The sequence below is a fragment of the Longinema margulisiae genome, assembly GCF_025266855.1.
Lineage (GTDB): Bacteria > Spirochaetota > Brevinematia > Brevinematales > Thermospiraceae > Thermospira.
In genome coordinates, this window is sequence record NZ_CP053071.1 from 2,258,304 (window position 1) to 2,279,834 (window position 21,531).

Below are 21,531 nucleotides of genomic sequence, written 5' to 3' on the forward strand. Positions count from 1 at the left end.
TCCTTTTATTGTATACTATTTTTTGATTCTGTGTTTCTGGAAATTGACAAGGAGCTTTCCCATGGCAACAAAAGGCAAAAAAGCTTCCCCACGATCCTCTTCTCGAAAAAAACTCGTGGTGGTAGAATCGCCATCCAAAGCCAGTACCATCAAGAAGTATTTAGGCAAAGACTATGAAGTGCTTTCTTCTGTGGGGCATGTCATTGATCTTCCAAAGTCTCGTATGGGAGTGGATCTGGAGACCTTTGAGCCTGAGTATATTGTGATGAGAGATAAATCCAAAGTAATAAAAGAACTTCGCCAGGCTGCCAAAAATGCGGAAGCGATTTATTTGGCTTCTGATCCTGACAGGGAGGGAGAAGCCATTGCCTGGCATATCAAAAACGATCTCACCAAAAATGTTCTTCAAAAGTATAACCTTTCTATTCCAATACAGCGGGTAAAATTTAATGAGATTACCAAGAATGAGATAGAGGAGAAAATCAAATCACCTGAGGATATCAATGAGAAGCTTGTCCAGGCCCAGCAGGGACGACGGGTAATTGACCGTATCTTTGGATATCAGCTTTCTCCCCTTTTGTGGAAAAAAGTGAAATCAGGTCTTTCTGCCGGTCGTGTGCAATCCGTGGCTCTCCGGCTTATTTGTGAGAGAGAAGAAGAAATACGACGTTTTGTTCCCCAGGAATACTGGGAGATAACGGTTCATCTTCACAAGCAAAAAAAGAAGTTTGAGGCTATTCTTTCCCGTATCGATGGGAAGAAGACAGAGATACCAAACGAAAAAGAGGCAAAAAAGATTGTCGAAAGGCTTGAAAAAGCGACCTATATGGTAAAAGACATCAAAAAGCGCGTGAGTAGCCGACAATCCCAACCCCCTTTTATCACCAGTACGTTGCAGCAGGTGGCAAATACTGTCTATGGCTATTCTACAGCCAAGACCATGCAGATAGCCCAACAGCTTTATGAAGGTATTGATATTGGTACAACCCGTACCGGTCTTATCACCTATATGCGAACTGACTCGACACGTATCTCTCCTGTAGGGATAGGTCAAGCACGCTCGTATATTGAAAAGAACTTTGGCAAGGAGTATCTTCCCGAAACAGCCCGAGTCTTTTCTAACAAACAGAGTGCTCAGGATGCGCACGAGGCTATTCGTCCGATCAATGTGGAATATACCCCCGAGAGCATAGCCCAATATCTCACCCCTGAACAGTACAAAATATACTCTCTCATCTGGAAGCGTTTTGTAGCCTCCCAGATGACAGCCAGTCAATATGAGCAGATCTCTGTGGAAATAGAGGCTGATGGTCTTACTCTTGTGGCTAGTTCTTCGAAACAAATCTTTGATGGTTATCAAAAGGTTTACGACATAGGAAAAACAGAAAAAGAAGAGAAACCACGAACCCTTCCAGAACTCAGTGTAGGGGAAAAGGTGGAGCTTGTTTCGGTTGAACCAGAACAGAAATTTACCACGCCTCCGGCTCGTTATACGGAAGCCTCATTGGTCAAGGAAATGGAAGAGAAAGGTATTGGACGTCCCTCAACCTATGCTCCAACAATCAGAACCCTCTTTGAACGTCATTATATCAAAAAAGAGGGCAAGAGTCTTGTTCCCACCCTTCTTGGGGAAAAGGTCAATGAACTTTTAGTGAATCATTTTCCTCAACTGGTTGATATTTCCTTCACCGCCACCATGGAATCAGAACTGGATGATGTAGAGGTGGGGCAAAAACCGTGGAAAGAGGTAGTGAAGGATTTTTATATCCCCTTTTCTGAAGTTCTGCAAACAGCCTATACCCATATTGACAGCATCAAGGGAACGCTTGATGAACCAACTCCCTATGTTTGTGAACTCTGTGGGAAACCAATGGTAAAAAAATTGGGACGATATGGGTATTTTCTTGCCTGTACCGGTTGGCCGGAGTGCCGAAATGCCAAACCTCTTCCGTTAGGAAAATGTCCTAAATGTGAGAGTGGGCTTGTTGTGGAGAAGAAATCCCGGGGTAAAAGGGTTTTTTATGCCTGCAATCGTTATCCAGAGTGTGATTTTTCTACTTTTCTCAAACCCGCCACAAAAGAGAACCAGCACCCAAGTTGCCCTACCTGTGGATCCCTTCTCTTTGTGAAAACAGAGAACAAAAAAACCCGTTTTGTGTGTTTGAAAGAAGGATGTGGATATGAAGAAGACGCTTCTCTTTAGCTTGCTAATCATTCTTTTGAGTTCAGTTACCTGGGGACAGGATGTTTCGTTGGTGGATACAGCCTTTCTCTTTGAAAAGCCTGAAGAGACTACACCAACGGCTTTTTTGCCTGCAGGGAGTATAGTACAGTTGAAAACAAGTAATGATTCCTGGATACAGATAGAGGGCTATGGTCTCAAGGGATGGACAAAAACCCCTGTTCTTGCTGTTCCAAAAGAGTGGAAAATCACCCAGGATCAACCACTTCTTCTCTCTCCTAAGATCATGCTTGATCCTACTCCTGTAGCTCTCTGGATATACAAAAACTCCCTGTGGTGGTATAACCTTGATACTAGAAAGGTGATAAAAAAAGAACCGGTGGATCATTTTTCTGCTATTTATGGTTTTTATCGGGATAGATGGCTCCTTGTGGAGAAAACCTATACTGATGGAGAGGGAGAAAAGCCTCTCACCATGCGAGAAGTCTGGCTCTATGATACCAAAACAAAGAAACAGGCAAAAATCGGTATCTTTGACAACAAACAATTGTTCTTTGATGATTTTGTGGTTTCTCCGGATAGCCGTTATGCTCTCATACGCCTCATAGGGAGTCGAAGGTCATATACCTATCTCTGGGATCTCAATACCCTTCAGTGGGTAGGGTGGGTCACCAATATCTCCCAGGCACGATGGGTGGGCAATACGCAGATCCTTTTTCGCTCAGGGAATGATCTCTATCTCTCTGAGGTAACCTCCTGGCTTCAGACCAAGGGGAGTAGTGAAGCGAGTAAACTCTCTCTTCCTGCGGGTATTCAGAGGTTTACCTCATATCGACTGGAGAATACAACCATTTACCTTCTTGTAGAGAAGAAGGTGTATAAAAGAGACATAAACGAAACAAACTGGTCTCTCACAGACCTTCGTAGTTTAGAATGGAACACTGAGCAGAGTCTCAATGTCTATGTGGACTCCACCGGTGGCCATCTGTATGATGTGAGACAAAAAAAGCTTGTCAAGGGTTTTTCAGGAGAAAATCCGGAGAAAGAGTTTATAGCCTTTACCTTAGATGGCCTCATTGTTCAGCAGAGTTTTGCAAAGATTCCAACGCTTTTTCTCTTCTCGGACGACATTCAAGAAATCTACCGCTACAAAGCTGTTGACAAAATTCATGCAATGGATGGAAACGGTACTCTCATAGAGGTGGTCAATGAGGGTGGTGTCCTGCTCTTGATTGTTGAAAGGCCTCAGAAAGGATATTATTTTATCTTTCCGGAGAGACTTTAGAAGGGCCAAAAAAGACCAATTAAAAGGCTCCAGAGAATACCCACCAAAGCCCCTGAGAGAATCTCTCCTAACGTGTGTCCCCGAAAAGGGGGATCAAAGAGTTTTTTTCCAGCTAAAGATTCAAGCTTTTTCTGGGTTTCTTCTATAGCCCGGCGCTGGACAAGGGCATCGGAGATAACAATCGCTGAGAAAATGACTCCTATCGCAAAAGCCGGAGAGGACCATCCCCCTGTCATCCCGGAAGTAAGGGTTCCTGCCACAATAAAAGCCGTATGAGCCGATGGGAAGTCTCCATATACCGCTATTCTATCAAATCGAATACGTCCTTCTTTGTACCAGGATCGAATTACCTTGAACCCCTGAGAGGAGGCCTGGGCTCCCAAGGCGGCAATGAGGGTTTTATTACTCAAAAGTTCAAGAAAAAAAGACATGGGTTTTCTCCTAAGGTTTGACTTTCAAAAGAACAGGGCTCAGGTTCTGGCTATAGAGTTTGTTGAGAACCTTTTGTGCCTCATCCTTTGTGGTGTAATATCCCACCCGGACGCGAATATAACGGGTATTGTTGACCACTGCTTCCGAGGTAAAGGCTGGAAGACCCATAGAACGCAGATTCTGATAAAGGCGAAGCGCATTGTCCTGTCTTGTAAAAGCCCCTACCTGAATGACATACTTCTCTCCTGGTTGAAGGGTGTCCTGGGGAGAGACACGGAGTTCCTCTTTTAGCGGTGTTTTGGAGGTGTTCGTTGAAGAAGGGGTGACGGGACGGGTTTCAAGGGGGATAACCCTTTCTTCCGGGAGAAGAATGTCGCTGAAAATAATCTGAGGTTCGGAGTTGGAAACGTTAACCGGTTTGGTTTCTTCTTTTGCTATAGAGGAGTTGGTCTTTTGTCCAAGGGCTGGGACAAAAATCTCCTCTGGTTCGTCAAGGATGAAAGAAGGATTGGGCTTTGGTTGGGTGACGGGTTTTTCTTCATAGGGCACCACAATAGCCTGGGGGGCCGGTGTCGTCGTGTAATTGGTCACAACGACGCTATTGGTCACATAGTTTGTCACGACAACAGGTTGATTGGCTTGAGGAAAGGAGGTATTGGTATTGGTAGGAGAGAGAGGGGGAGAAGAGATACTCTCCTCTCCTAAGCGAATGATAGTGACTTTCACATAGGCGGTTCCTTTCTGGAGAAAGCCGAGATCTTCTGCGGCTTTTCGAGATACGTCCAAAATACGATTATCCACAAAAGGACCCCGGTCATTGATAGTGAGCTGGACCTTTTTCCCGTTTTCGAGGTTTTCTACCTCAACTAAGGTGCCAAAAGGAAGGGTGCGATGAGCAGCTGTATAAAGGTTGGGATCATACGTGCTTCCACTGGCGGTTTTCTTTCCAGCGAATTCATCGCCATACCAGGATGCCACACCGTAGAGATATTTGGGAAATTGTTGTCCCCATCCTATAGTTATCGCAAGAAAAAATCCTATTATCCACTTCCTTTTCATACTTCTCTTCTCCTCAAGCCTTTTGCTCTTATTGTGCGTATCGGAAATTTCTGAGAAAGGTTGAGCCTCTGGGAAAGCTATTACGGTTATTCATAACTGTGAGAAATACAAGGCTTTCAAAATGAGACCTTTGCACGAATGTGCAAAGGTCTCAAGAAAGTAATAAAAAAACAGAAAATAGTAGAAAATATTCCTTTCCATAATAAACAAGCCTATTTTTTTAGATAAAAAAAGACAAATAAGCCTTTGTAAACAGAAAAAGCGGGGTTTCAGGGGCATAGCCCCTGACCCAGAAAGGTCAAGAAAGCACCCGTGCAAGGCTTTCAAAATATTGGTAACGTTTTTTTCAGGAGACCTGCAGTGGGAAGATGAGGAAAAGCAAAAAAAAGTTCCTCCCTGGCCGATAATAGGACACAAGGAGGAACCCATGCGTAAAGAATTCACCTTCACTTTGACTATCGACTACCCTGACACAAAACTTGAGACGTTAGTGGTGGTTTTTCTCCAGGCCATCAAAGGAGTGTTTGAGTCATTTGTTCATCAGATTTCTGTAGAAGTGGCAGAAAAAGAAATAAAAGAAGGTCGTATCACCTGTACATGCGGAGAAAAACATCACTTCATATGGAAAACAAAGCATGGAAAAAACACTGTTTTTGTTCTGATGCCCTTTGGAAAGATCACTCTTCCTCAGCTCCAAATTCAATGCAAAAAGTGTGGAAGAAAACTTTTTCTCACAAGATCTCTTCTTGGTGTAGAAAAGCGAAAAAGGCAAATCCTGAAAGATATCTACAGAGTGGCTTTAGCCGGGGCTCTTACCACCTATCGAGTGGCCGCTCGTATTCTTTCCTTCACAGGGTATAAAATAGGTCTTAGCACCCTCTGGAAAAACCTTCAAAATATTGGGAGAAAGATACATTTCAGTATCTCAGAAAAAGAAAAACCCTGTGGAGAAGCCGATGGGACGGGTATTCCTGTTCAGGGCAAGAAAAAAGGAGAAGAAGCTAAAATTCTTTTGCAGGAGAGGCAACAAGCCTCCCCATTGACAGGAAAAAATACAAGAATAGCAGGCCTTCTTGTGGATAATTACCATGCAGGTTGGGACAAACTTCTTAAGCCCATTCAAGAAAAACACTCTTTTTCTCGGTTTTTTCTTGTTGTCGATGGAGATACAGGGATTAACCAGGGCAAACATCCCGGTATCGTTTTTCAACGATGTTTGTGGCATGTAAGTTATCAATTGAAGTATTTTCTTCGTCTTGATAGAGTGAGATATCGTTCTTCTGAGTGGACAAATATTGTCGCTGAAACAGGGAAAGCCTGTTTCTTGGGGTACAAAAATGACTGGCAAACAAGACTTGGTTATCAAAGCGAGCGCAGACAGCATATTCAGAATCTTCTTGACTTATTTCACGAAAAAGGGCGCAAACATTGTTTTTATTATCTTCTTCGTGCTCAAAAAGACATGTTCGCCTGTGACAGTGAAGATGGTTTGCCAGGAACAACCTCAAGGGCAGAACGGGTGATGCGAACCATAAACCAGAGAATGGATGTAGGGGTATGGAAAAGAGAAGGGGCAACCAATGTTCTTGCTGTGCGTTTGCATTACTACTATAATCGTGATGAGGCTATCGATGGTGTCTACTGGCAGGATGTGATATAAAACATAGGGATGGTACGTACTTATTGCCCTGTTTTATGGCCTAAAAAGGGTACTTTCCCCAGAAAAAACTTGTTTATCTAAAATGTTCCCTGTATACTACAGTTGACAAAAATCTTTTGAGCCAGGGGTAACTTCTTTATCCTTTTCTCTCTCTTTCAGGTCTCCTGTTGGAAACGTAATCAAAATATTGACAGAAAAAGAAAAACCATCTATAATTTACAGGGGGATGAAAGAGGCGCAAAGGAGAAGGAAATGAGCTGGTATTTCTGGATTATTTTAGGCGTTGTGTTATTGATTCTTGAGATTTTTACGGCGGGTTTTTTTGTGGCTTTGATTGGTGTAGCGGCTCTTCTCATGGCCGTTGTTTCTCTCTTTATCTCTACCCTGTGGCTTCAGCTTCTTATTTTTACTCTTCTCTCTGTGGGGATTGTGTGGATCTTTTTGCCCATGATACGTCGTTCTTTGGAGCACAATGCGGTTCCTACCAACCAGGAGGCTATGATTGGCAAAACCGTTCTTGTCACAGAAGAGATAAACAATACCCTTGGAAAGGGGTATGTCAAATACTATGGCGATTTTTTCCCTGCCAGGTCCCTCGATGGAAAGGTGATTCCAGCTGGAAAGGAGGTTATCATTCGTCGTATTGAGGGGATACGGGTATTTGTGGAGGAAGCGGAATCGAAATGAATGATATAGGTGTTGTAGAGACAAAATACCTCTCATTATCAGAAATGGGAGTAGAAGAAATCGTTTTAGAAAGTGGTCTGACATTTGGTCCTATTACTATAGCGTATGAGACCTATGGTACTCTCAATGAACGGGCCAATAATGCGATTTTGATCTGTCATGCTCTTTCAGGGGACGCGCATGCGGCTGGCTATCATGAGCGTATTGGCCATAAAGAAGGATGGTGGCACAATGCTATTGGTCCAGGCAAAGCCTTTGATACAGAAAAGTACTTTGTTGTGTGTTCTAACGTTCTTGGTGGATGTCAGGGAACAACAGGGCCGTCTTCCTCTGATCCAAAGACGGGGAAGCCTTATGGAATTCGTTTTCCTGTTATCACCATTGGGGATATGGTGCAGGTTCAATCGTATTTGATGAAACACTTAGGAATCTCTCGCTGGCTTGCTGTGGCCGGTGGATCCATGGGGGGAATGCAGGCACTTGAATGGACTCTTAAATATCCAGACAATGTCCACGCCGCTCTTGTCATAGCCTCGACGGGTAGGTTATCACCCCAGAGTATTGCCTTTAATGCGGTGGGAAGAAACGCTATTATTTCTGATCCCAATTGGTGCAATGGTGATTATTATGGCAAAGCGATACCAGAGAAAGGGCTTGCTATTGCCCGTATGATAGGACATATTACCTATCTCAGTGAAGATTCCATGGAAAGAAAATTTGGCCGTAAACTTCAGAATAAAGAGGCTTTCAGCTTTGATTTTTCTACAGAGTTTGCGGTGGAGAGTTATCTTCATTACCAGGGGCAGAAATTTGTCGAACGTTTTGATGCCAATACCTATCTCTATGTCACTAAAGCCATGGATTATTTTGATGTGGCTTCTAAGTACGGGAAGGGAAGTCTCAAAAGGGCCCTCTCTCATATCAAGGCAAGAATGCTTCTCCTTTCGTTTTCGTCTGATTGGCTTTTTCCCCCTTCTCAAACCCAGGAATTAGTGGATGCTCTGATGGCCAATCATAAGGATGTTACCTATTTTGATATACCTTCCTCCTATGGACATGATGCATTTCTCCTGGAAGTGGAGAAAGAGACGGCTATTATTCAACGCTTTCTTGAGGCCAGCCATCGTCTCTGGAAGGAGGGAAAGCGATGAAGAGGATTGAAGAGTTGCTTGGGATGCGAGTTGATCTCAGTGTCATTGCCCAGTGGATTACCCCAAAAAGCCGTGTCCTTGACTTAGGATGTGGAAAAGGCGAACTTCTCTCCTATCTCATTCATCATAAAGATGTTCGTGGAATGGGTGTTGATATTGACGAAGAAAGCCTTTTGGCCTGTGTGGAAAAAGGGATACCCGTTATTCAACGAGATATCAATCTTTCTCTTCAGGACGTTGAAGATCAATCGTTTGATTATGTGATTATCAGCCAGACGATTCAGCAGCTTCAAAAACCGGATCAGCTTATCCTTGAGAGTCTGCGAATAGGACGCCATGTGATCCTGAGTTTTCCGAATTTTGGGCATTATCGCATACGCTTGAGCCTCTTTTTTTCAGGTCGCATGCCCAAGTCAAAGACACTTCCCTACGAATGGTATGATACCCCAAATATTCATCTCATGACCCTTCGGGATTTTCAGGACTTTTGTCATCGGTATGGAATCCGTGTGCATCAATGGTATTACTTTTGGCAGAATAGGGGAGGAAGGTGGATACTTTTTCCCAACTGGATGGCCAGTGGTTGTATTGCCATGATCAGTCGGAGGGAACCGTGAAGAAAAAACCAAATCTCAATTTTGATGAGCTTAAAAACCCCCAATATACCTACCACTATTCGCGAGAAGAGAGGCTTCGAAGAAGACGAAATTTTCAAGAAGAACAACCTGTGAAGTGGTACTACCGCCTGGTAGGGAACAATCGTACTACCCTTCAGCTTCTTGTTTTTTATATTTTACTTGCGGTGGCATTCTGGTTCTTCTGGTGGGCTATTCGTTCCCAGGCCGAGGACAAACGGGTCTTTCGGATAAAAGAGGGGTGCTTTGTTGATGTGAGGTGGATAGAAAGCGAACAAAAAAAGGGGTGGAATGTACTCTTGGACAATAAGTCAAAACAACTGTGGCGGGTTAGTTTTGTTGAAGCTACGGTGGAAAAAGACGTGATTTTTACCACCAATGTTTCTGTACAACTTGAGGCAAACGATTATGTGGTCTGGTTTTTCCCCTGGGAGGGTGAAAAACCAGCCATCACCAAGATGAAAGTAGTGGTGAAGGAGTGAGTATGTTTTATAGGATGGAAGCCATTGTTTCCGGAAGGGTGCAAGGGGTTGGTTTTCGCTTCTTTGCTCAGCGAATGGCCGTGATGCTTCAGGTCTCTGGATGGGTATGCAATCTCCCGGATGGTAGGGTCAAGGTTGTGGCTGTGGGGACGCGAGAGCAGGTAGCCGAGTTTCTCATGGTTCTTTCTCGAGGTCCATCGATGGCAGAGGTGGAAAACGTGGATCATACCCTTCAGGAGACAGAGTGGAATCCCTATGAGAATTTTGAGATTCGTTATGGTTGTGACGAGGAGGCATAAGGTATGGAAAAAGCAGCCTACATGAAAACATTCTTTGACTCGATGGTTCTTCCCTATCGATGTCAGGGAGATATAACCGTAGAAAAAGGGAAGTGGTATGTGGTCAATACACGCTTTGGAGAGGATATTGCCTACAGTATGTCCGGGGTAACGGAGATTTCTCTTGAGATTCTTCACCGTTATTTTCACAAACATGAGAACCATGTGCCCCAGGCTCAACAGGTAGAAGGGATTGAGGTAGATGACAAAAGTATTCTTGAAACCAAGCAGGAACATGCTCCTGTAGAGATTGAAAATCTCTTTGTTATTCGAGAAGCTACCTCTCAGGAGGTCTCTGAATGGCAGGCCTTGAGAAAAGAGGCTGCAGAAGCGTACAATTTAGCCCTGAAAGAGATACGAGATCTTCAACTTGATATGAAGCTTATCAATGTGCATTTTCTGATGGGACGGAAAAAGGTGATCTTCAATTTTACTTCTGATAATAGGGTAGATTTTCGCCAGTTGGTGAAACGCTTGGCCGCTCTCTTCCGTACTCGTATTGAGATGCGCCAGATTGGGGTACGAGATGCAGCGAAAATAGAGGGGGGCTGTGGTATTTGTGGTATAGAGCTCTGTTGTACAAGATCAAATTGTCATATGAGTTCTATCTATCTCAAAATGGCCAAGGATCAGGGTTTTTTGGTGAATTCAAGTAAACTTACAGGGGTCTGTGGCCGATTATTATGTTGCTTGGCCTATGAAGTAGACTTTTATCAGCAAGAAAAGGGATTTTATCCCGATGTTGGCGCAAGAGTCAGGGTGGGAAATTTAGCCTATAGGGTCATGTCTGTGAATCTCCTCCGAAAAGAGGTGGTCATTGTGGACGAAAACCATCATATGAGAAAGGTGGCTCCACATGAATTGAAAAAGATGACAGACAAAGAGGGGGTATACTACCAGCTTGTGGCTGTACCCGGGGAGGATATGAAGAGGTGATGAGAAAAACGCATGCCGTATGACAGAGAGGCTATCCAGCGAGCAAAAGAAAAGGGTATTCTTCAGAATGGGGTTTTTGATGCCAAGGCATTGGAACTCGATGAACAGGAGAAGGCCCGTCTCAAAGAAGAACTCACCAAAGTTCAATCGCAGGCCCCTTCAGTTGAAACAAAGGCTCCTCTTGAGCAAACGAGGATAGGGGAAGAAGGGGCGGAAGCTGTAGCTTTACTTCCTTCGCTTTCTCTGTGGGACAGGATTGTGCTTTTTTTCCTTGCTCTTCTGGGTATTCAGATGCAGGAGAGTTATCTTCAGTACAAGGCTCTCAAGCAAGTCTATAAAGACCTCTCCCTTATTCGCCCTGCGATTTACAACAAGAAAAATAGAACCGTCACCAGATTTTTTGCCTACAAGGTACATGATCTTCAACTCAAACTGTTGTTCTTCAAGCCCATATTTGAAATGATGGAGACCCCTTCCTGGGATAGTGGAGAACAGGGCAAAACAGGTATCGAAAGGCTCTATGAGTATCTCATGGATATCGACAAGGAGAAGATTTTTAGTCTCTTTGGGTATGAGGGCATCCTCTCAAAGATCAGAAATAACCTTTCCTCTCAGACAGTCGCTTCCCTGAGGCAGGAGGCGGAGGAGTTTCTATCTTCTCTTCCCACGGAGAAAAAAGAGGCCGCCAACCAGGCCTATACTCTCCTTATGTATATGAAAAACCTTGTGTTCTATGAGTTTGATTGGCTTCTCAAACGTTTTGACCCCGCGTATACGGTAGGTTCTGAGGCTCATTTTACTGATATCCCTGCAGAAGCCCTTCTTTCGTACTTTATGACGTTAGAAGAGGCTCTGATGCAGATTGATCTTCAACAGGACTTTCGAAGACCGTTTGAGGCTTTGTTTGCTGTATATCAGGAAATGCTGAACAAGGAAGAATCAGGTGATAATGATACTATAAATCAGATGAAAATGACTTTTTCAGCCCAGGTAGACGCTGTGAAGGCATCCCTTCAGGAGTTTCTTTATCGACAGTATCTCACGCTTCTTATCAGGGTAGTGAAAAAGAATCCTTCCTATGTGCCGTCGTTTGTTCATATCCGTTTTGATCTCAGTCAGAAGTATACCGAAATTGTGGGAAAAAGACTCAAAGCCATGATTGAAAAAGCCATGAAGCAGGTGCGCTTTGAAATGGTGGAGAAAAATATTCGTGCGTATTTTCCCAATCTCTCTCCTGTCGGAGTATATACCGTGGATAGGGCAAGAGAACTGGAACAGATGGGATTTACCCCCTTTACCCATAGTTATGCGCTTGCTATTTTGGTGCATTTTTTCAAAAACTATTATCAACAGTGGTTCCATCCCGTGTTGAATCTAGTCATGATGAATGGGGTATTCTCAGACGAGTATTTTCGGCGAAGTATTTCTGATGCCTTTTATGCGGTGGATAAATACCAGACGAAACTTCAGGAACTAGTGAGTTCCTTTGAACCAACGGGAGATACAGGAAGTAAGTTTCTCCTCTTTCTCAAGAAACGGGAAGGAACAGAAAATAAAAGGTCTTTGGAAAAGCATATTGTGTTTATGAATGGGCTTGCTTCAGATTTTTTCCGGGAATTTTATACCCATTATGTCTCTCTCAAGGATATTATTGGTAAACTGTGGGCAGATGCCACAGCACCGGTACCCAAGTATCTTCGCAATGCTCATAGTGTTGGTGGTTCCAAACATTCCCTTTACAAAGACCAGCTAAAAAAATCCTTTGACTTTCTCCAGTCGTTTGAAACTGTTATCCAAATGCTTCGGGAGATGCCGTCCTGATGAAGGTACTCCTTGTTAGTATCATCGAAGGGAAGGAGAATCCCCTTCTTCATCAGGTGGCTATGGAAGAACTGGAGGATCTCACAAAAACCGCAGGCTATGAGATTGTGGATCGGCTTATTGTGCCCATTCGTGCTATTGATCCAAAAACCTATATCGGAAAGGGAAAGCTCGAAGAACTGGTGCATTTCTATGACACCCCACATCTTGACGGTATCATCATCCAGCAGGAAATCAGTGCTTCTCAGATACGGGCTATTGAGGAAAAAACCCTTTGCGAGGTGATCACCCGAACCGAATTGATCCTCAGGATTTTTGCTCTCCATGCCAGGACCAAGATTGCGAAAATGCAGGTGGAACTTGCCCAGCTCAACTATCTTCTTCCTCGTCTTGTGGGGAAAGGGGTGGAGATGTCACGAATCCGTGGTGGAATCGGGATGCGTGGTCCCGGTGAACAGAAACTTGAGATGGACAGAAGGCTTGTCAGAAAACGGATCTATCAGCTCTCTCAGCGACTGGAAGCCCTTGAAAAGGGCATGCAGGAAAGAAGAAAGAAACGACGAAAGATGCAGCATAGTGTTGCCTTGGTCGGATATACCAACGCAGGAAAATCCTCTCTTTTGAATGCGCTCACGCATTCCCAGGTCTATGTGGAGGACCAGCTCTTTGCCACACTGGATACCACTTCGCGAAGGTTGTGGCTAACAGGAGAAAAGGGAGATATTCAGGTTGTCATCACCGATACCGTGGGATTTATTCAGGATTTACCTCATACCTTAGTAGAAAGCTTTCGATCTACGCTGTTAGAAACCATAGATACTGATTTGGTCATTCATGTGGTGAATAGTGTCCATCCGGCCTATCTTCAGCAAATAGAGATTGTTCAAAAAACCCTCTCCGAGATTCAGGCAGAAACGGTCCCTCAAATCCTCTGTTTCAACAAGATTGATATGTTGGAAACAGAAGTGTACTTAGAACTCAGAAGAAACTTCCCAAAAGCCTATTTTCTCTCGGCTAAGACAAAAGAAAACCTCTCGCTTTTGCGAGAGGCCATCTATCGCTTTTTTGTAGAGGAGAAGGGAAAAAATCCTTAGATGAGACCTTTGCACGAATGTGCAAAGGTCTCAAAAAGTAATAAAAAATAAAAAATAGTATAAAAATATTTCTTTTCGTAATCAATAATTCTATTTTTTTGAACAGAAAAGACAAGTGAGCCCCTGTAAACAGAAAAAGCGGGGAAGAGGGGCGTAGCCCCTGACCCAGATAGGGGAAGAAAACACCCGTGCAAGGGTCTCTAGATAGTGCTCTTTAAGGGTATTTTCGCAAGGGTTTATACTCTGCACTAAAAGGTATCTCAATACGCGCCATGGTCTTGCCCTCAACCACTCCTATACGGAAGAGCCTGGGATCAATGCCAACCTCCCTCAGAAGATGTATGATGAGCATCAGACCAAGTCCGGCTCCTTCGTGATTCTCACTCTCGGTGTAATAGAGGGTAAGGTTTGGATTTTGGTTTGAAAGAGCCTTTTTGAGAGCATCACGAATGGTTTTTTCTTCTTCTTCCCAGAGGGGATGGTTATTGTACACCTTGATAACAATTCCACCCTCTTTTTCTTCAAATTCAACCTGCACATAGGCATTGTGCTTTTTGAGTTTTTCTCTGAGGTAAGCAAAATATTTGTCAGTCAGGATTTTCTTGAAACTCTGTTTCGCCTTTTCATAAATCTCTTTGTCTTTTTCGTTGATCTGAGCCTCGATAAAAAAGGTCTTTTTGATATTGCTCTTGGAGGCATTGACCATAAGCTCCTTGAGACAGGTGTAGATCACATCAATGTTTTCCTGACGAGAAAGAGGATGGTCATACTTCTTGACAATCTCTTTGAGAGTTTCCTGGACAGTATTTTTTACACTGTCATCTAAGGTGTAAAAAGAAATCGTTGTCCTTTCAGAAGACGAAGAAATATGAGGTTTTTCCATAGTATCCCCCTGTGTTCTTTTTGATTGTATTATCGGTTTTTTTGGTGTTTTCTCAAGGCTTTTTGGTTAGTTTTAGTATAAGGAAACGAAAAAGAAAATGCAAATCAAACCATGGGAAAGAAAAAATGAGACCTTTGCACGAATGTGCAAAAGGTCTCAAAAAAGTAGTGAAAAACAAAATATAGTATGAAAATATTCTTTGCAGTAATAAATGGCCCTATTTTTTTGAATAAAAAAGACAAACAAGCCCTTGGAAATAGAAAAAGCGAGGTTTCAGGGGCGTAGCCCCTGACCCAAATAGGGGAAGAAAACACCCGTGCAAGGGTCTCAAAATATTTCTTTCGTTTGCTTTTCTTTTTTTTTTGGAGTATAATAATAGTGAGTAAAATTTTTACTACTATTAGCCGATAGATAAAAGAAGAAAAGAGGAATATATGCGACATGGATGGATAGGGTTTTTCTTGATTTTTTTTGTTTCCTGTGGGCTCAAAGAAGGTCAGCCAGAGAAAACATTAGGGCTTCCTAATTTTCTTCTCTCAGACTTTCAGTATGTTTCTGTCAACACCAGCGGAGAGAGGGAATGGGAGCTTCGCGCTTCTGAAGCCGCTATGTATCAGAATAGTGATGATGTTTTTATTTATAATTTTACCGTAGCGTTTTACAGGCGTTCCAATGGGATGGACGTTCTGGATAGTGTGTTATCAGCCAACAAGGGGCAGGTAAATAAGAAAACGCTTCTTGTGATAGCCGAAGGAAGGGTAAAAATTCTTGCCAGTGAAACAAGCCTTGAGACAGAACGTATTCAGTGGGATAATACGAAAAAACTTTTTTTCTCAGAACCGGGTATTCCTGTAGTGGTCCACAGACGCGGTGTGGACCTTCGGGGATATAATTTAGTAGCCGATGCTTCTCTCAAAGAAATTCGTATGGAGAATATTGATGCGAAGATTCAGCAGTAAGGGCATCCTATGGGGGGGACTTTTTGTGGTCGTTGCCCTGTTTGCACAAATGTCTCAAAGTAGTGAACCTATTCAGATCACCGCTGAACGAAGTGTTTTTCAGTGGGAAATTCAGCGTCTGGTATTAGAGGGAAAAATGAAGCAGGTACCCACCATTCAACAGGGAACCTCCGTCTTGAAGGCGGATACCATTGTCTATGAAGACCAGAAGAAAGTGGGGTATGCTTTTGGGAATGTGTCTTTTCAGGATGCACAGAGAGGGGCAGTACTTCTGGCTGGTGAGGGCACCTACGACACCAGAAAAAGAGAGGTGACAGCAACGAAAACGCCCAGGTTATATCTGAAAAAGGACAATGTAGAGGTTACAGGGAATGTTATTCGATTTCTTCCTGAGAAGAATGATATGTTTGTCTATCGAAACGTGAAAATCAAGGGCAAAGGCTATCTTTTGCAGGGAGATCAGGCCCAACTCTACCAGTCTGCCAATCGTTTGTTCGTCCAGGGAAATGCCTCCTTAGAGCAAGAGGATACTACTATTCTTTCTCGGACCATGCAGGTTTTTTATGGAAAGGGGAAGATTTCCAGCTACACCGCTTTAGATGACGTCTCAGTAACAGAGAAAAAGAAGGGTTATGTGATTACGGGTGGAAGACTTGATTACTATGAGGAACTTGCCTATACCCGTATCACAAAAGATCCACAGATTCATTTTACCAATGAAAGTGGGGCTGCAAAGGTCTTTTGTCTTGTGATTGATATGTATCAAAATGAGGATAGAGCGAATCTCTTAGGCAATGTGCACATCATAAAAGGGAATCAAAGAGTGACCGCGAGATGGGGACAGTATTACATCAAACAAAAAAGAATTGTTCTCACAGGCAACCCCGTTTTAGAAGATGGGAATAGTCGATTTGAAGCGACGGTGATGATTTTTGATGTGGATAAACAAGAGCTTGTTTTAGAAGGTAGGGGTAGAGGAAGACTCTCAGGACAATAACAAGGAGGAAGATTTGGCCATAGAGCAGGAAGGGCTCCTGATCGAACACTTTGAGCGCTTGGGACTGAGTAGTAATGAGGCAAAGGTATACCTGGCTCTTTTAGAGAATCATCCTATTACGGGCTATCAACTCAGCAAGAATAGTGGTATTCTGCGACCTGTAGTCTATGAAATGCTCAACCGTTTGGTGGATAAAGGAGGAGCCCGTATCATCAAGTCCAATCCTGATACCTATGTACCGGTGGAAATTGATGAATTTTTGAGAAATCTTGAGAGTGATTTTGTTGAATCAAAGAAACTCATTCATGCTCAACTTCGCAATTACATGAGTGTGAACGAAACGGACTACTTCTGGAATATTGTCAGTCAAAAAAATATAGAAAATTCTATTCTGACGCTTATTCAGAAGGCAACAGAAGAGATTTTGGTTTCTGTTCAGGACACTGTCTGGCTTCAACCATTCCTTGGAACTCTCAATCAGCGCCTCAGAGACGGGATTCGTATCAGTATTTTCTCCTATTATTCCCTGGAAACCCAGGGCTTGCCTCTCTATACCCATCATTTGGCTCCTTCTTTCCATACCCCTTTGATTGACAAGAAGATGTTTCAAATTGCTATTGATAACAGTGATGCCCTGGTGGCTCTCTTCTCTGATGTGAAAACGGCAAAAGCGGCTCAATCACAAAACCCTGTTTTTGTTCAAACAGTGAAACAGAAGATTATGAGTGATATTTATCTCCTTCGATTGAAAAATACCGTAGGAATTGAGCGTTTCAAACTGGTGCTTAACGATGAGGACAAGCGTCTCTTTGAAGTGATTGATGGGGCTATCCAGCAGTAGTCTTCTGAAAAGTGGCAAAAATTTCTCCTTTGCTTTACACTATACCAGGCAACTGGCGAGGATGGAAGCGACCATCAGGGAGCCTTTTTACCCTGTCGTCCGCCTGGGCAGGGATACTTTTGAAGGAGGAATCGAAATGTCGGTGGAAGTCATTCAAGAGTACCTGTCTCGTACCAAAAGCCCCTCAGCGGGGATGGTGGCGTATATGGCCAATCTCTCTCAAGTGGCTATGGTGGCCCCTGAGGTGGCACGTTCTATTGTGGCTGAACTTGAGGCGCAGCGCACACACCTCAAACTGATTGCCAGCGAAAACTACTCTTCTCTTTCCGTGCAATTAGCCATGGGAAATCTCCTCACGGATAAGTATGCTGAAGGTTTTCCCTACCATCGTTTTTATGCCGGGTGTGAAAATGTCGATGCTATTGAGGAAACGGCGGCAAAATACGCCTGTGAACTCTTTGGGGCAGAATATGCCAATGTTCAGCCTCATAGTGGGGCTGATGCCAATCTTATGGCTTTCTGGGCTATTCTCAATACAAGAGTGGAAGTACCTTATCTTTCTAATCTTGGAGAGACCAATCTCTATAAACTGACAGACGCTCAGTGGAAGGAACTTCGGGAAAGGTTGGGCAATCAACGTTTACTGGGACTTGACTACTATTCTGGGGGACATCTTACTCATGGGTATCGATACAACGTTTCTGCCAGGATGTTTGAAGTATATAGTTACTCCGTGAGTCGTGAAACTGGTCTTTTAGATTACGATGCCATCGAAAAACAGGCCCAGGAGATACAGCCACTTATCCTTTTGGCCGGCTATAGTGCTTACCCAAGAAAGATCAACTTCAAGCGTATGAGAGAAATTGCGGATAAGGTAGGGGCTGTTTTGATGGTAGATATTGCCCACTTTGCTGGCCTTGTGGCGGGTGGTGTGTTTGAGGGAGAGTACAATCCTATCCCGTATGCCCATGTGGTAACGACTACCACTCACAAAACACTCAGGGGACCTCGTGGTGGTATGGTAATGGCCAAGAAGGAGTTTGCCGATGCCCTTGACAAGGGCTGCCCCCTTGTGATGGGTGGTCCCCTGCCTCATGTGATGGCAGCCAAGGCGGTGGCTTTCAAGGAGGCACTTTCCCCTGCATTCAAAACCTACGCCTCTCAGATTGTCAAAAATGCCCAGGCTCTTGCAAAGGCCTGCGAAAAGAAAGGGCTGGACATCGTGACAGGTGGAACTGATAACCATCTCTTCTTAGTGAATGTGGCTACAAAAGGTATTACCGGCCGACAAGCCGAAAGTGCCCTGAGGGAGTGTGGAGTGACCCTGAATCGCAATTCTCTCCCATTTGATCCCAATGGACCGTGGTATACCAGTGGTCTTCGTATTGGGACACCCGCTGTGACCACGTTAGGAATGAAAGAAAATGACATGGATGAAATTGCTGATATTATTGCGAATGTAGTCCAGGCGGTAAAACCGGCCTTTTCAGAAAAAGACAATGGCCCAAGCAAAGCCAAATATGAGATTGCCGCTTCTGTCAAGGAAACCTCTCAAAAGCGAGTGATAGATCTTCTCTCTCGTTTCCCTCTCTATCCAGAGCTGGATCTTGAACTACTGAAAAAAATAGTAAAATAAGAGATAGGCCCGGCATAAGCCGGGCCTGTTTGGTTAGTACACAAAAAGCATCTCTCGATACTTGGGAAGTGGCCACAGATCGTCGGCTGTTTTATCCTCAAGAGTATCTACCACGTCCCTCAGGGCATTCATGGCTGGAAGAACCTTCTGGCAATAGAAATCAGCTTTTTCTACTTCATCGCCAATCTCCTCTGCCTTCTTCACGATCTCTTCCAGTTCGACTATTTTGTTCTGAAGATCAGCCACAAGAAGAGCATACTCCTTTGTAGCACTCAGCTGAAGATCATAGGCTTTTCCATTCACCTCTTTGATAGAAGCAGCCGCATTGGCCAAAATAGTCTGATAGCGCAGGACAGTAGGAAGAATCTGGGTTCTGGCCATAGCCAGCGCAGTTTCTGCCTCGATATTCAGGGTCTTGGAGTAGTTCTCCACCAGAATATGGTAACGAGCCTGAATCTCTACCTCACTCAAAACCCCCATTTCTTTGAGAACAGCAATGTTTTTTTCAGCGATAAAATCTCGAAGCGACTCTGGTGTGGTCTTGCGGTTAGGAAGTCCTCGTTTGGCTGCCTCTTTCTCCCATTCAGGAGAGTAGTTGTTACCCTCAAACCGAACGGGTTTGCTCTCTTTGATCATAGGAAGAATAACTTCCATTACAGCCTGATTGAATTCCATCCCCTTCTTGAGGTTAGCCTCAATTTTATCACACACTTCTTTCAAAACCTTGGCAACAATGGTGTTCAGAACAAAATTGGGACCAGCAATAGACTGGGAAGACCCAACCGCACGGAATTCAAACTTGTTTCCAGTGAAGGCAAAAGGCGAGGTGCGGTTTCTGTCGGTGTTGTCCTTGCTGATCTTGGGAAGAGTACTGATACCCAGGTCAATGATCTGTTTGTCGGTGTAGTTTGTCTTTTTGTTTGCCTCAATATCCTCAAGAATCTGAGAAAGCTGCTGTCCCAAAAAGACAGAGATAATCGCTGGGGGAGCCTCATTAGCCCCAAGGCGGTGATCATTACCCGGTGTGGCCACAGAAGTGCGGAGCAGATCAGCATACCGATACACAGCCGTGATAACTGTCGTCAAGACCGTAAGGAATTGCAAATTCTCGTGGGGAGTGTGGCCAGGATCAAGGAGATTTTCCCCTGTATCGGTAGCCATAGACCAGTTATTGTGCTTTCCGGAGCCATTTACCCCTTTGAAGGGCTTTTCATGGAGAAGGAGGGCAAAATTGTGACGATTGGCCACCTTTCTCAAGATTTCCATGAGAAGCAGGTTATGGTCGGTAGCAATATTCGTTGTTTCAAAGATAGGCGCAATCTCAAACTGAGCAGGTGACACCTCATTGTGGCGCGTTTTGGCTGGAATGCCGAGCTTGAATGCCTCGATCTCTACATCCTGCATAAAAGCCAGAACCCTCTCCCTGATAGAGGCAAAATAGTGATCTTCCATCTGCTGACCACGGGGAGGCTTGGCCCCAAAGAGAGTACGACCAGTAAGCATCAAATCCTGTCGACGGAGAAAATAGGCCTTGTCAATCAGGAAATACTCCTGTTCTGCTCCCACCGTGGTCGTTACTCTTTTCACATTCTTTTTGCCAAAAAGGTGAAGAAGCCTGGTGGCTTCCCTGCTGAGGGCCTCCATCGAACGGAGAAGAGGGGCCTTCTTGTCCAGTATTACACCGGTATATGACAAAAACACGGTAGGAATACAGAGGGTATTCCCATTTACCCCTTCCATAATAAAGATAGGGGAAGAAGGATCCCAGGCTGTATAACCACGGGCCTCAAAGGTAGCACGAAGGCCTCCACTGGGAAAACTTGAAGCATCAGGTTCACCCTGTTTCAAAGCCTTGCCAGAGAAACGATTGATAGGCATACCGTCAGCATCAAAGTCGAGAAAACTATCGTGCTTTTCAGCGGTTGCCCCCGTCATGGGTTGAAACCAGTGGGTATAGTGGGTGGCACCCTTACTGAGAGCCCATTCCTTCACCCCATGAGCCACTTCTTCAGCTAAAGCATCATCAATAGGTTCACCCGAAGCAATGATGGCTTTGAGACGAGAATAGGTCTTGTAGGGAAGGTAGGTTCTCATCGCCTCATCATTAAAAACATTACACCCAAAATACTCAGGGATGGGCATCCCCTTGTATTCATCTTTCACTGTTGACCTTACCTGACGATTACCGATGATGTCGGTCAACAGGTGATCACGGACAGAAAGAGACATTTTTGTCCTCCTTTTCAGATTATCTATCATTGTATTGCAAGAAACGTGCCAAAGAGATGATCTTGCCTTTTCTTGCCCAATTTTTTCCATCCATTTATATTCTCTTATATCTCTTTTTATTACTTGTAGATAGTGAAAAAAAGAAAATAAACCATTCGTTTTTTCCTTCTGAATTCGGAAGCTAAACAATTGTCAAGAGAAAAATTTGCCTATTTTTTCATCAC

At 44.0% G+C, this 21,531-nt stretch carries 19 protein-coding genes and 1 riboswitch; of the genes, 15 read left to right on the top strand and 4 right to left on the bottom strand.

From position 1 onward, the window contains the following. The first annotated feature begins 61 nt into the window (after nucleotides 1-61). Together topA and BREVNS_RS10115 are read left to right on the top strand one after the other, a co-directional pair. Nucleotides 62-2,203, top strand: coding sequence for a type I DNA topoisomerase (gene topA, locus BREVNS_RS10110; protein ID WP_483426888.1), 2,142 nt, complete (start codon nucleotides 62-64; stop codon nucleotides 2,201-2,203). Next, nucleotides 2,181-3,467 (top strand): hypothetical protein, encoded by a 1,287-nt coding sequence (locus BREVNS_RS10115; protein WP_483426889.1) that lies wholly within the window; start codon nucleotides 2,181-2,183, stop codon nucleotides 3,465-3,467. The genes topA and BREVNS_RS10115 overlap by 23 nt, the downstream gene beginning before the upstream one ends. Here BREVNS_RS10115 and BREVNS_RS10120 read toward each other — a convergent pair. Next, nucleotides 3,464-3,898, bottom strand: coding sequence for a divergent PAP2 family protein (locus BREVNS_RS10120; protein WP_483426890.1), 435 nt, complete (start codon nucleotides 3,896-3,898; stop codon nucleotides 3,464-3,466). The genes BREVNS_RS10115 and BREVNS_RS10120 overlap by 4 nt on opposite strands. A gap of 10 nt (nucleotides 3,899-3,908) precedes the next feature. Further along, nucleotides 3,909-4,958, bottom strand: coding sequence for a septal ring lytic transglycosylase RlpA family protein (locus BREVNS_RS10125; protein ID WP_483426891.1), 1,050 nt, complete (start codon nucleotides 4,956-4,958; stop codon nucleotides 3,909-3,911). Nucleotides 4,959-5,385: 427 nt separating this feature from the next. Here BREVNS_RS10125 and BREVNS_RS10130 point away from each other — a divergent pair, with 427 nt between their 5' ends. The 9 genes from BREVNS_RS10130 to hflX all read left to right on the top strand — a co-directional run bounded on the left by BREVNS_RS10130 (nucleotide 5,386) and on the right by hflX (nucleotide 13,762). After that, complete coding sequence (locus BREVNS_RS10130) at nucleotides 5,386-6,618, top strand: hypothetical protein (protein ID WP_483426076.1); 1,233 nt, start codon at nucleotides 5,386-5,388, stop codon at nucleotides 6,616-6,618. A 252-nt stretch (nucleotides 6,619-6,870) separates the two neighbouring features. Beyond that, nucleotides 6,871-7,305: an NfeD family protein gene (locus BREVNS_RS10135; RefSeq protein ID WP_483426892.1), complete on the top strand. Its 435-nt coding sequence runs from the start codon at nucleotides 6,871-6,873 to the stop codon at nucleotides 7,303-7,305. After that, nucleotides 7,302-8,456, top strand: coding sequence for a homoserine O-acetyltransferase MetX (gene metX / locus BREVNS_RS10140; RefSeq protein ID WP_483426893.1), 1,155 nt, complete (start codon nucleotides 7,302-7,304; stop codon nucleotides 8,454-8,456). The genes BREVNS_RS10135 and metX overlap by 4 nt, the downstream gene beginning before the upstream one ends. After that, nucleotides 8,453-9,073, top strand: coding sequence for a methionine biosynthesis protein MetW (metW, locus tag BREVNS_RS10145; protein WP_483426894.1), 621 nt, complete (start codon nucleotides 8,453-8,455; stop codon nucleotides 9,071-9,073). Before metX ends, metW begins: the two co-directional genes overlap by 4 nt. Continuing rightward, entirely contained in the window at nucleotides 9,070-9,573 is a 504-nt protein-coding gene (locus BREVNS_RS10150; protein ID WP_483426895.1) for a hypothetical protein, read from the top strand. Before metW ends, BREVNS_RS10150 begins: the two co-directional genes overlap by 4 nt. Nucleotides 9,574-9,575: 2 nt before the next feature. Beyond that, complete coding sequence (locus BREVNS_RS10155) at nucleotides 9,576-9,872, top strand: acylphosphatase (protein ID WP_483426896.1); 297 nt, start codon at nucleotides 9,576-9,578, stop codon at nucleotides 9,870-9,872. 3 nt (nucleotides 9,873-9,875) lie between these two features. Continuing rightward, nucleotides 9,876-10,847: a PSP1 domain-containing protein gene (locus BREVNS_RS10160; RefSeq protein WP_483426897.1), complete on the top strand. Its 972-nt coding sequence runs from the start codon at nucleotides 9,876-9,878 to the stop codon at nucleotides 10,845-10,847. Nucleotides 10,848-10,859: 12 nt separating this feature from the next. Next, nucleotides 10,860-12,668, top strand: a complete 1,809-nt coding sequence (locus BREVNS_RS10165) for a DUF5312 family protein (RefSeq protein ID WP_483426898.1) — start codon at nucleotides 10,860-10,862, stop codon at nucleotides 12,666-12,668. Further along, nucleotides 12,668-13,762 (top strand): GTPase HflX, encoded by a 1,095-nt coding sequence (gene hflX, locus BREVNS_RS10170; RefSeq protein WP_483426899.1) that lies wholly within the window; start codon nucleotides 12,668-12,670, stop codon nucleotides 13,760-13,762. The genes BREVNS_RS10165 and hflX overlap by 1 nt, the downstream gene beginning before the upstream one ends. Before the next feature lie 214 nt (nucleotides 13,763-13,976). On the opposite strand, the gene BREVNS_RS10175 is transcribed toward hflX, so the two are convergent. Then, nucleotides 13,977-14,645: a hypothetical protein gene (locus BREVNS_RS10175; RefSeq protein ID WP_483426900.1), complete on the bottom strand. Its 669-nt coding sequence runs from the start codon at nucleotides 14,643-14,645 to the stop codon at nucleotides 13,977-13,979. Nucleotides 14,646-15,079: 434 nt separating this feature from the next. On the opposite strand from BREVNS_RS10175, the gene lptC reads away from it, so the two are divergent. The 4 genes from lptC to BREVNS_RS10195 all read left to right on the top strand — a co-directional run bounded on the left by lptC (nucleotide 15,080) and on the right by BREVNS_RS10195 (nucleotide 19,078). After that, nucleotides 15,080-15,604, top strand: coding sequence for an LPS export ABC transporter periplasmic protein LptC (lptC, locus tag BREVNS_RS10180; protein WP_483426901.1), 525 nt, complete (start codon nucleotides 15,080-15,082; stop codon nucleotides 15,602-15,604). Beyond that, nucleotides 15,585-16,601, top strand: coding sequence for an LptA/OstA family protein (locus BREVNS_RS10185; protein WP_483426902.1), 1,017 nt, complete (start codon nucleotides 15,585-15,587; stop codon nucleotides 16,599-16,601). The genes lptC and BREVNS_RS10185 overlap by 20 nt, the downstream gene beginning before the upstream one ends. Nucleotides 16,602-16,614: 13 nt before the next feature. Next, the gene (locus tag BREVNS_RS10190) at nucleotides 16,615-17,442 is read left to right on the top strand and encodes a TrmB family transcriptional regulator (RefSeq protein WP_483426903.1); all 828 of its coding nucleotides are present in this window, start codon (nucleotides 16,615-16,617) and stop codon (nucleotides 17,440-17,442) included. A gap of 38 nt (nucleotides 17,443-17,480) precedes the next feature. Next, nucleotides 17,481-17,558: riboswitch (ZMP/ZTP riboswitch) on the top strand. A gap of 20 nt (nucleotides 17,559-17,578) precedes the next feature. Next, nucleotides 17,579-19,078, top strand: a complete 1,500-nt coding sequence (locus BREVNS_RS10195) for a glycine hydroxymethyltransferase (protein ID WP_483426904.1) — start codon at nucleotides 17,579-17,581, stop codon at nucleotides 19,076-19,078. Between the two features lie 33 nt (nucleotides 19,079-19,111). Here BREVNS_RS10195 and BREVNS_RS10200 read toward each other — a convergent pair whose 3' ends face one another. Next, nucleotides 19,112-21,220 (bottom strand): glutamine synthetase III family protein, encoded by a 2,109-nt coding sequence (locus BREVNS_RS10200; RefSeq protein WP_483428049.1) that lies wholly within the window; start codon nucleotides 21,218-21,220, stop codon nucleotides 19,112-19,114. Nucleotides 21,221-21,531: the final 311 nt, after the last annotated feature.

Excerpts from the sequence above, each read along its gene's own strand:
- topA (WP_483426888.1), top strand. The coding sequence starts at position 62 with ATGGCAACAAAAGGCAAAAAAGCTTCCCCACGATCCTCTTCTCGAAAA.
- BREVNS_RS10115 (WP_483426889.1), top strand. The coding sequence starts at position 2,181 with ATGAAGAAGACGCTTCTCTTTAGCTTGCTAATCATTCTTTTGAGTTCA.
- BREVNS_RS10120 (WP_483426890.1), bottom strand. The coding sequence starts at position 3,898 with ATGTCTTTTTTTCTTGAACTTTTGAGTAATAAAACCCTCATTGCCGCC.
- BREVNS_RS10125 (WP_483426891.1), bottom strand. The coding sequence starts at position 4,958 with ATGAAAAGGAAGTGGATAATAGGATTTTTTCTTGCGATAACTATAGGA.
- BREVNS_RS10130 (WP_483426076.1), top strand. The coding sequence starts at position 5,386 with ATGCGTAAAGAATTCACCTTCACTTTGACTATCGACTACCCTGACACA.
- BREVNS_RS10135 (WP_483426892.1), top strand. The coding sequence starts at position 6,871 with ATGAGCTGGTATTTCTGGATTATTTTAGGCGTTGTGTTATTGATTCTT.
- metX (WP_483426893.1), top strand. The coding sequence starts at position 7,302 with ATGAATGATATAGGTGTTGTAGAGACAAAATACCTCTCATTATCAGAA.
- metW (WP_483426894.1), top strand. The coding sequence starts at position 8,453 with ATGAAGAGGATTGAAGAGTTGCTTGGGATGCGAGTTGATCTCAGTGTC.
- BREVNS_RS10155 (WP_483426896.1), top strand. The coding sequence starts at position 9,576 with ATGTTTTATAGGATGGAAGCCATTGTTTCCGGAAGGGTGCAAGGGGTT.
- BREVNS_RS10160 (WP_483426897.1), top strand. The coding sequence starts at position 9,876 with ATGGAAAAAGCAGCCTACATGAAAACATTCTTTGACTCGATGGTTCTT.
- BREVNS_RS10165 (WP_483426898.1), top strand. The coding sequence starts at position 10,860 with ATGCCGTATGACAGAGAGGCTATCCAGCGAGCAAAAGAAAAGGGTATT.
- hflX (WP_483426899.1), top strand. The coding sequence starts at position 12,668 with ATGAAGGTACTCCTTGTTAGTATCATCGAAGGGAAGGAGAATCCCCTT.
- BREVNS_RS10175 (WP_483426900.1), bottom strand. The coding sequence starts at position 14,645 with ATGGAAAAACCTCATATTTCTTCGTCTTCTGAAAGGACAACGATTTCT.
- lptC (WP_483426901.1), top strand. The coding sequence starts at position 15,080 with ATGCGACATGGATGGATAGGGTTTTTCTTGATTTTTTTTGTTTCCTGT.
- BREVNS_RS10185 (WP_483426902.1), top strand. The coding sequence starts at position 15,585 with ATGCGAAGATTCAGCAGTAAGGGCATCCTATGGGGGGGACTTTTTGTG.
- BREVNS_RS10195 (WP_483426904.1), top strand. The coding sequence starts at position 17,579 with ATGTCGGTGGAAGTCATTCAAGAGTACCTGTCTCGTACCAAAAGCCCC.
- BREVNS_RS10200 (WP_483428049.1), bottom strand. The coding sequence starts at position 21,220 with ATGCCCATCCCTGAGTATTTTGGGTGTAATGTTTTTAATGATGAGGCG.